6 protein-coding genes are annotated in these 7,264 nt (G+C 67.9%); 2 read left to right on the top strand and 4 right to left on the bottom strand.

The window, feature by feature from the left end:
- The coding region (gene rfbG, locus EQG76_RS17730) for a CDP-glucose 4,6-dehydratase (RefSeq protein WP_235031426.1) at window positions 1–919 on the bottom strand (919 nt) is incomplete at its 3' end.
- Between the two features lie 198 nt (window positions 920–1,117).
- On the opposite strand from rfbG, the gene EQG76_RS17725 reads away from it, so the two are divergent.
- Window positions 1,118–2,023, top strand: a complete 906-nt coding sequence (locus EQG76_RS17725) for a histone deacetylase family protein (RefSeq protein ID WP_235031425.1) — start codon at window positions 1,118–1,120, stop codon at window positions 2,021–2,023.
- A 2-nt stretch (window positions 2,024–2,025) separates the two neighbouring features.
- Here the strand turns inward: EQG76_RS17725 and panC are convergent, their stop codons facing one another.
- The 3 genes from panC to EQG76_RS17710 are packed head-to-tail and all read right to left on the bottom strand — an operon-like array spanning window position 2,026 to window position 5,190.
- Complete coding sequence (gene panC / locus EQG76_RS17720; RefSeq protein WP_159715713.1) at window positions 2,026–2,877, bottom strand: pantoate--beta-alanine ligase; 852 nt, start codon at window positions 2,875–2,877, stop codon at window positions 2,026–2,028.
- Window positions 2,878–2,880: 3 nt separating this feature from the next.
- A complete protein-coding gene (panB, locus tag EQG76_RS17715) occupies window positions 2,881–3,708 on the bottom strand; it encodes a 3-methyl-2-oxobutanoate hydroxymethyltransferase (protein ID WP_159715712.1) in 828 nt (275 codons plus the stop codon).
- Between the two features lie 57 nt (window positions 3,709–3,765).
- Window positions 3,766–5,190, bottom strand: a complete 1,425-nt coding sequence (locus tag EQG76_RS17710) for an FAD-binding oxidoreductase (protein WP_331463790.1) — start codon at window positions 5,188–5,190, stop codon at window positions 3,766–3,768.
- Window positions 5,191–5,478: 288 nt separating this feature from the next.
- On the opposite strand from EQG76_RS17710, the gene dnaK reads away from it, so the two are divergent.
- Window positions 5,479–7,264, top strand: a 1,786-nt coding sequence (gene dnaK / locus EQG76_RS17705) for a molecular chaperone DnaK (protein ID WP_159715711.1), incomplete at its 3' end; no start/stop codon positions are given.

Raw genomic sequence — 7,264 nt, 5'->3', positions numbered from 1 at the left:
GACGGCGGGCGCGGCTGGTCTGCAGGCGCAGGAGCGCCTCCTCCTGGACCGGCAGCGGCGGCGCGCTCTCCCAGCCGCGGATGCCGAAGGCGCTGGCCAGCGCATCGGCAATGGCACTTACCGTCCACTCGCTGCCCGCCTCGGGCCCGAAGTTCCACGACGTGCTGTACATCTCCGGCCGCTGGTGGAGCAGCTCGGCCAGACGCAGATAGCCCGCCACCGCGTCCAGCACGTGCTGCCAGGGCCGGACCGCCTCCGGGCTGCGCAGCTTTGGCATCTCCCCCCTCAGGAAGGCTCGGGCGAGGTCGGGCACCAGGCGGCTGGGCGCGAAGTCGCCCGCACCAAACACGTTGCCGGCCCGGGCCGAGGCGATCCCGCAGGTGAAGCTTCCCGGGAAGTAGGTGGCACGAAAGCACTGGATCGCGATCTCGGCACAGGCCTTGGATGCTCCATAGGCCTCGTGGCCACCCAGCGGGTCATCCTCGGCGCAGGTCCGGCGCTGATCGAGATAGCATTTGTCCGAGGTGATCAGGACTGCGGCGCGCACGCTGCTCACCTGGCGGATCGCGTCGAGCATCGCAACTGTACCCATCACGTTGGTGCGGAACGTGCCGACCGGATCCTCGAAGCCCTGCCGCAGGATGGCCTGCCCGGCCAGGTGGAGCACGATCTCCGGGCGGACCCGCGCAACCACCTCCCCCAGCGCTGCGACGTCCGCGACGTCACCCTCCAGATGCTCGATGCGCCCGGCCAGGCCCGAGGCTACGAACAGCGACGGGTCGGTCGGCGGAGCCTTGGCGAAGCCCGTCACCACCGCGCCCATCTGCTGGAGCCAGACGGTGAGCCAGGTGCCCTTGAAGCCGGTGTGACCGGTGATCAGGACTCGGCGATTTGCCCAGAAACGCTGATCGATCCCCATCAATGTAGTCTCTCCGGCATTGGAGGGCGCGGCACGGCCGAACCGGCAGCGATTTATTCAACCATTGCGTTAGTTCTGACTCGTTATCGCGAGGAATGCGAGCGGAAAAGATGGGGGCGCTTGCGCAATTGGCTCGCCTTCTGCGGGCAGATCTGCGATCGTTTTTACCGCAGGAGATGAGGTCGGCGATTTAAAGCATTGACCTACAAGATCGTTGCTCATCCGGACTATTCGGTGTCGATCCCGGCCGGGCACCGGTTCCCCATGCCGAAATATGTACGAATGTCACAGCGGCTGGCCGAGGACGACCCCTGGCTGGCCGACCGGCTGGTTGCACCGCGCCTGGCCGAGCGCAGCTGGCTCCTGCGCGCGCACACGCCCGGCTGGGTCGATGCGGTGCTGAGCGCCAACGTCGCGGCCGCGGACGAGCGGCGGCTGGGCTTCACGGTCGACGCGCCACTGGCCCGCCGGGCGCGCGCCGCCACCGGCGGTACGCTGCTGGCGGCACGGCTGGCGCTAGAGGACGGCTTTGCCGCCAACACCGCGGGCGGCAGCCACCATGCCCATCATGGCGGCGGTGCTGGGTTCTGCGTGTTCAATGACGTGGCGGTGGCGGCCCGGGTGCTGCACGACGAAGGTACCGTCCGAAGGATCATGGTGATCGACCTGGACGTGCACCAGGGCGACGGCACCGCCGGCATCCTGGCCGGCGACCCGGACATGTTCACCCTCTCGGTGCATTGCCGGGCCAACTACCCCGCACGCAAGCAGCAGAGCAGCCTCGACCTGGCCCTCGACCCGGACACGGGCGATGCGGCCTATCTGGCCCTGCTGGAGCGGTTGGTCCCGGTCATGCTGGACCGGCACCGGCCGGACCTGGTGTTCTATAATGCCGGGGTCGACCCGCATGTCGACGACCGGCTGGGCCGCCTGGCGCTCACCGACCAGGGCCTGCTCGCGCGCGAGCGCCTGGTGCTCCACCATTGCCGGCAGCGGGCGATCCCGCTCGCGGGCGTGATGGGCGGCGGCTATGACCAGGACCTAGACCGGCTGGTCGCCCGCCACGCCCTGCTCCACGTGGCCGCGCGCGAACTGTTCGGCTGAATTCAGCCGCCAGGAATGCGCACCGCCATGTTGTCGAGCAGGCGCACGCTGCCGAGCTTCGCTGCTGCCAGCAGCCGCGCCTCGCCGCCTTGCCCGTCGGGCCAGGGCTGCAGGCTGGCGGGCTCGACCAGGGCCAGATAGTCCGGCTCGAAACCGCTCTCTCGCAGGCTCGCCAGCGCCTGCGCCACGACCGGCCCGGCAGGCTCCCCGGCAGCGAACCGTCCCGCCACCCCCAGGAGCGTGTCTGGCAGATGGCGGGCACGCGCCCGCTCCTCCCTGGACAGGCGCAGGTTGCGCGACGAGCAGGCCAGTCCGTCCGGCTCGCGCACCGTGGGATGGCCCTGGATCGTGATCGGCAGGTCCAGGTCCAGCACCATGCGCCGGATCACCTGGAGTTGCTGCCAGTCCTTCTCGCCGAACACGGCGAGGTCCGCCCCGGTCTGGAGGAACAGCTTCGCGCACACCGTGGCCACGCCCCGGAAGTGCCCGGGCCGCGCCTTGCCCTCGAAGCCCTCCGCCGGCCCGGCCACCTCGATCCGGGTGGCACCGCCCGGTGGGTACATGACCGAAACGTCCGGCATCCACACCAGGTCGCACCTGGCAGCTGCGAGCTTGGCGAGGTCGCCCGCCTGGTCGCGCGGATAGAGCGCCAGGTCCTCACCGGGACCGAACTGGAGCGGATTGACGAAAATCGACGCCACCACGCTCCGGCAGGCGGCGCGGGCGGCTGCTACCAACGCCAGATGGCCCTGGTGCAGGGCACCCATGGTCGGCACCAGGCCGAGCCGGCCGCCAGTGCCGCGCAGCTCGCGCACTGCCTGCCGCAGCTCCGCAAGATCACGGACAACACGCATGGGTCAGCCGTCCGAGGCCGGCATGCCGACGCAATGCTCGGCCGCCGGAAACTTGCGCGCGCGCACGTCGGCGGCATAGGCGGCCACCGCCTGGTCGATCGCCTGGCCGAGCATGGCGTAGCGCTTGACGAAGCGCGGCGTGAAGTCGGTGAACAGGCCCAGCACGTCCTCGCTAACCAGGATCTGTCCGTCACAGGCCGGCGAGGCGCCGATGCCGATGGTCGGCACGGCAAGGCGCTCAGTGATCGCCCGCGCCACCGGCTCGAGCGTGCCCTCGATCACGACCGCGAACGCGCCGGCCTCGGCGATCGCCACGGCATCCGCCTCGACCCTGGCAGCCTCCTCGCCCCGCCCCACCGTGCGGAAGCCGCCATGGCCATGAACCTGCTGCGGCTTCAGGCCGACATGGCCCAGCACCGGGATGCCCCGCTCGACCAGGAACGCCACGGTCGACGCCATCTCGACCCCGCCCTCCAGCTTGACGGCCGACGCGTCGGTCTCGGCCATCACCCTGGCCGCGGTGCGGTAGGCTTGGGCCGGGCTTTCCCCGTAGCTGCCGAATGGCAGGTCCACCACCACGCAGGCGCGGTCGCTGCCGCGCATCACCGCCTGACCGTGCCGGATCATCATCTCGACGCTGACACCCAGGGTCGTCTTCATGCCGTAGACGACCATGCCCAGCGAATCACCGACCAGCAGCAGGTCGCAATGGGAATCCAGCGCGCGCGCCATCGGCGTCGTGTAGGCGGTCAGCGCCACGATCGGCTGATCGCCCGACCACTGCTGGATCTGCCGCGCGGTGATCCGTTTGGTCCTGTTAGTGACGCTCATCGTTGGCTGCTTTTTGTCCGAGCCCGAGAATGGTGGATGAACAAGGTGCGGTGCAGATCACTCCATCCGCAGCACCTTGCCCGGGTTCATGATGTTGTCCGGGTCGAGGGCCCGCTTGATCTTGCGCATCACCTCGACCGCCGGCCCGTGTTCCTTCTCTACCTTCTCGATCTTGCCCATGCCGACGCCGTGCTCGCCGGTGCAGGTGCCGCCCATGGCCAGCGCCCGGTCGACCAGCCGGTCGTTCACCGCCTTGCAGCGCAGATATTCCTCCGAGCCCTCCTCGTCATAGAGCAGGCCCAGATGGAAGTTGCCGTCGCCGGCATGGCCCACGATCAGCGGCAGGAGACCCTGCGCCTCCAGGTCGATCCGGGTTGCCTCGATCAGGGTGGCGAGCTGGCTGATCGGCACGCACACATCGGTCGACCAGAGCTTGGCGCCAGGGCGGATCGCGCAGGTCGCGTGGTACACGTCGTGACGCGCTGCCCATAGCCGGTTGCGCTCCTCCAGGCTGGACGCCCAGCGGAAGTCGCCGCCGCCGCACTCCGCGGCGATCGCCTGGGCGAGTTCGGCCTGCTCCTTCGCCCCGGCAGTGGTGCCATGGAACTCGTAGAAGAGATGCGGGGCGATCTCGAAGCCTTCCAGCTTGTTGTAGCGGACCACCGCCTCAAGCTGCGCGGCGCTCATCAGCTCGATGCGCGCCACCGGAATGCCGGACTGGATGGTCATGATCACCGCCTCGGCAGCGGCCTCGACCGAGGGGAAGCTGCAGACCGCAGCCGTGATCGATTCGGGGATGCCATAGAGCTTGAGGCGCAGTTCGGTGATGATGCCGAGCGTGCCCTCCGAGCCCACGTAGAGCCGGGTCAGGTCGTAGCCGGCCGAGGACTTCTTGGCCCGCCCGCCGGTCCGGATCACCTGCCCGTCCGGCAGCACCACGGTCAGGCCCAGCACGTTCTCCTTCATCGTGCCGTAGCGCACCGCATTGGTGCCCGACGCCCGCGTGGCCGCCATGCCGCCCAAGGAGGCGTCGGCGCCGGGATCGATCGGGAAGAACAGGCCGGTGTCGCGCAGATGGGTGTTGAGCTGCTTGCGGGTGACGCCCGCCTGGACCAGCACGTCCAGGTCCTCGGCATGGACCTCCAGCACCTGGTTCATGCCGGAAAGGTCGATGCAGATCCCGCCCTTGAGCGCTGCGAGGTTGCCCTCCAGCGCCGTGCCCGTGCCGAACGCGATCACCGGCACCTTGTGCTGCGCGCACAAGCGCACGGCCTCGGCGACCTCGTCGGTGGATTGGGCGAAGAACACTGCGTCCGGCGGCACGCCCAGGTGATGCCCCTCACTCAGCCCATGCCGCGCCAGTATGTCCTTGTTGGTGGAGAGCCGGTCGCCGAAACGGGCGCGCAACGCCTCGATCACCAGCATTGCGTTCGGGCTCCTCGTCACCATCTCCACTCCCACGACCACGTCGACTCCGGGCATCCGCCCCCGCTGCGGCCGGCAACCTATCGCCGGGCGGGCCCAAGGGCCAGCGACCGAACAAGGGATGGTGGCCCCTGGGGCACACCGGCGCCGGCGAGGCCGCTCAACGGCAATGCACAGGCGAAAAAGGCCGGATCCGATGGTTGGCAGGTCGGTTGCGGGTCCCACACCGCTTACTTATATGCTGGCCAGTCGAGCGTCCTGCTGCCCACTGCCCGCTCTACTCGTGCCGGGCGCGTTCGAAACATCTTATGCGAAGTCTCTTCGCCTGATGCGCGAGAGGAAGGTATGAGCAAAATCATCGGCATCGATCTCGGAACCACCAACAGCTGCGTTGCCATCATGGAAGGCAAGAACGCGCGGGTGATCGAGAACGAAGAAGGCATGCGCACGACCCCGTCCATGGTGGCCTACACCGAGGACGATGAGATCCTGGTCGGCATGTCCGCCAAGCGCCAAGCCGTCACCAACCCGACCAATACGCTGTTCGCGGTCAAGCGCCTGATCGGCCGCCGCTTCGACGATCCCATCGTCCAGAAGGACGTGGGCATGGTGCCCTACAAGATCGCGCGTGCCGACAATGGCGACGCCTGGGTCGAGGCCCAGGGCCGGAAAATGGCGCCGGCGCAGGTGTCGGCCGAGATCCTGAAGAAGATGAAGCAGACCGCCGAGCGTCATCTCGGCACCACCGTCGAGAAGGCGGTGATCACGGTCCCGGCCTACTTCAACGACAGCCAGCGCCAGGCCACCAAGGACGCCGGCAAGATCGCCGGCCTCGAAGTCCTGCGCATCATCAACGAGCCGACCGCCGCGGCGCTGGCCTACGGTCTGGACAAGGGCAAGAACCAGACGATCGCGGTCTATGACCTGGGCGGCGGCACGTTCGACGTGTCGATCCTGGAGATCGGCGACGGCGTGTTCGAGGTGAAGTCCACCAACGGCGACACCTTCCTGGGTGGCGAGGACTTCGACCTTCGGGTGATCGACTACTTGGCCGACGAGTTCAAGAAGGAGAATGGCATCGATCTCCGGAAGGACAAGCTGGCCCTCCAGCGCCTGAAGGAAGCGGCCGAGAAGGCCAAGATCGAGCTGTCCACCGCGCAGCAGACCGAGGTGAACCTGCCGTTCATCACGGCCGATGCGTCGGGGCCGAAGCACCTGACCATCAAGATCTCGCGCTCCAAGCTCGAGATGCTGGTGGACGACCTGATCGAGCGCACCATCGAGCCCTGCAAGAAGGCGCTCAAGGACGCCGGCCTGACGCCCAACCAGATCGAGGAAGTGATCCTGGTCGGCGGCCAGACCCGCATGCCCAAGGTCATCGAGAAGGTCCGCCAGTTCTTCGGCAAGGAGCCCAACAAGTCGGTCAACCCCGACGAGGTCGTGGCCGTGGGTGCGGCGATCCAGGGCGGCGTGCTGTCCGGCGACGTGAAGGACGTCCTGCTGCTCGACGTGACCCCGCTTTCGCTGGGCATCGAGACGCTGGGCGGCGTGTTCACCCGGATCATCGACCGCAACACGACCATCCCGACCAAGAAGTCGCAGGTGTTCTCGACCGCCGAGGACAACCAGAACGCGGTCACCATCCGGGTCTTCCAGGGTGAGCGCGAGCTGGCGGCACAGAACAAGCTGCTGGGCCAGTTCGACTTGGTCGGCATCCCGCCGGCCCCGCGCGGCATGCCGCAGATCGAGGTCACCTTCGACATCGACGCGAACGGCATCGTGAACGTCTCGGCGAAGGACAAGGCCACCAACAAGGAGCAGCAGATCCGCATCCAGGCGTCCGGCGGCCTCAGCCAGGACGAGATCGAGCGGATGGTCCGGGAAGCGGCGGAGAACGCCGAAGAGGACAAGAAGCGCAAGGCGGTGATCGAGGCGAAGAACCAGGCCGACAGCGTGGTCTACCAGACCGAGAAGTCGCTGAAGGAGTATGGTGAGCATCTGGAAGCCGGTGACCGCCAGGCGATCGAGACGGCGCTCGCCGACCTGAAGGGCTCGCTGGAAAGCGAGGATCCCGACCTGCTCAAGGCCAAGACCGAGACCCTGCAGCAGGCGGCCATGAAGCTGGGCGAGG

This window comes from Geminicoccus flavidas, assembly GCF_009806515.1.
Classification (GTDB): domain Bacteria; phylum Pseudomonadota; class Alphaproteobacteria; order Geminicoccales; family Geminicoccaceae; genus Geminicoccus; species Geminicoccus flavidus.
This window is presented reverse-complemented; position numbering and strand designations above follow the sequence as displayed.

Coding starts and splice junctions, on each gene's coding strand:
- panC (WP_159715713.1), bottom strand. CDS start 2,877: ATGCGTGTTGTCCGTGATCTTGCGGAGCTGCGGCAGGCAGTGCGCGAG.
- panB (WP_159715712.1), bottom strand. CDS start 3,708: ATGAGCGTCACTAACAGGACCAAACGGATCACCGCGCGGCAGATCCAG.
- EQG76_RS17710 (WP_331463790.1), bottom strand. CDS start 5,190: ATGCCCGGAGTCGACGTGGTCGTGGGAGTGGAGATGGTGACGAGGAGC.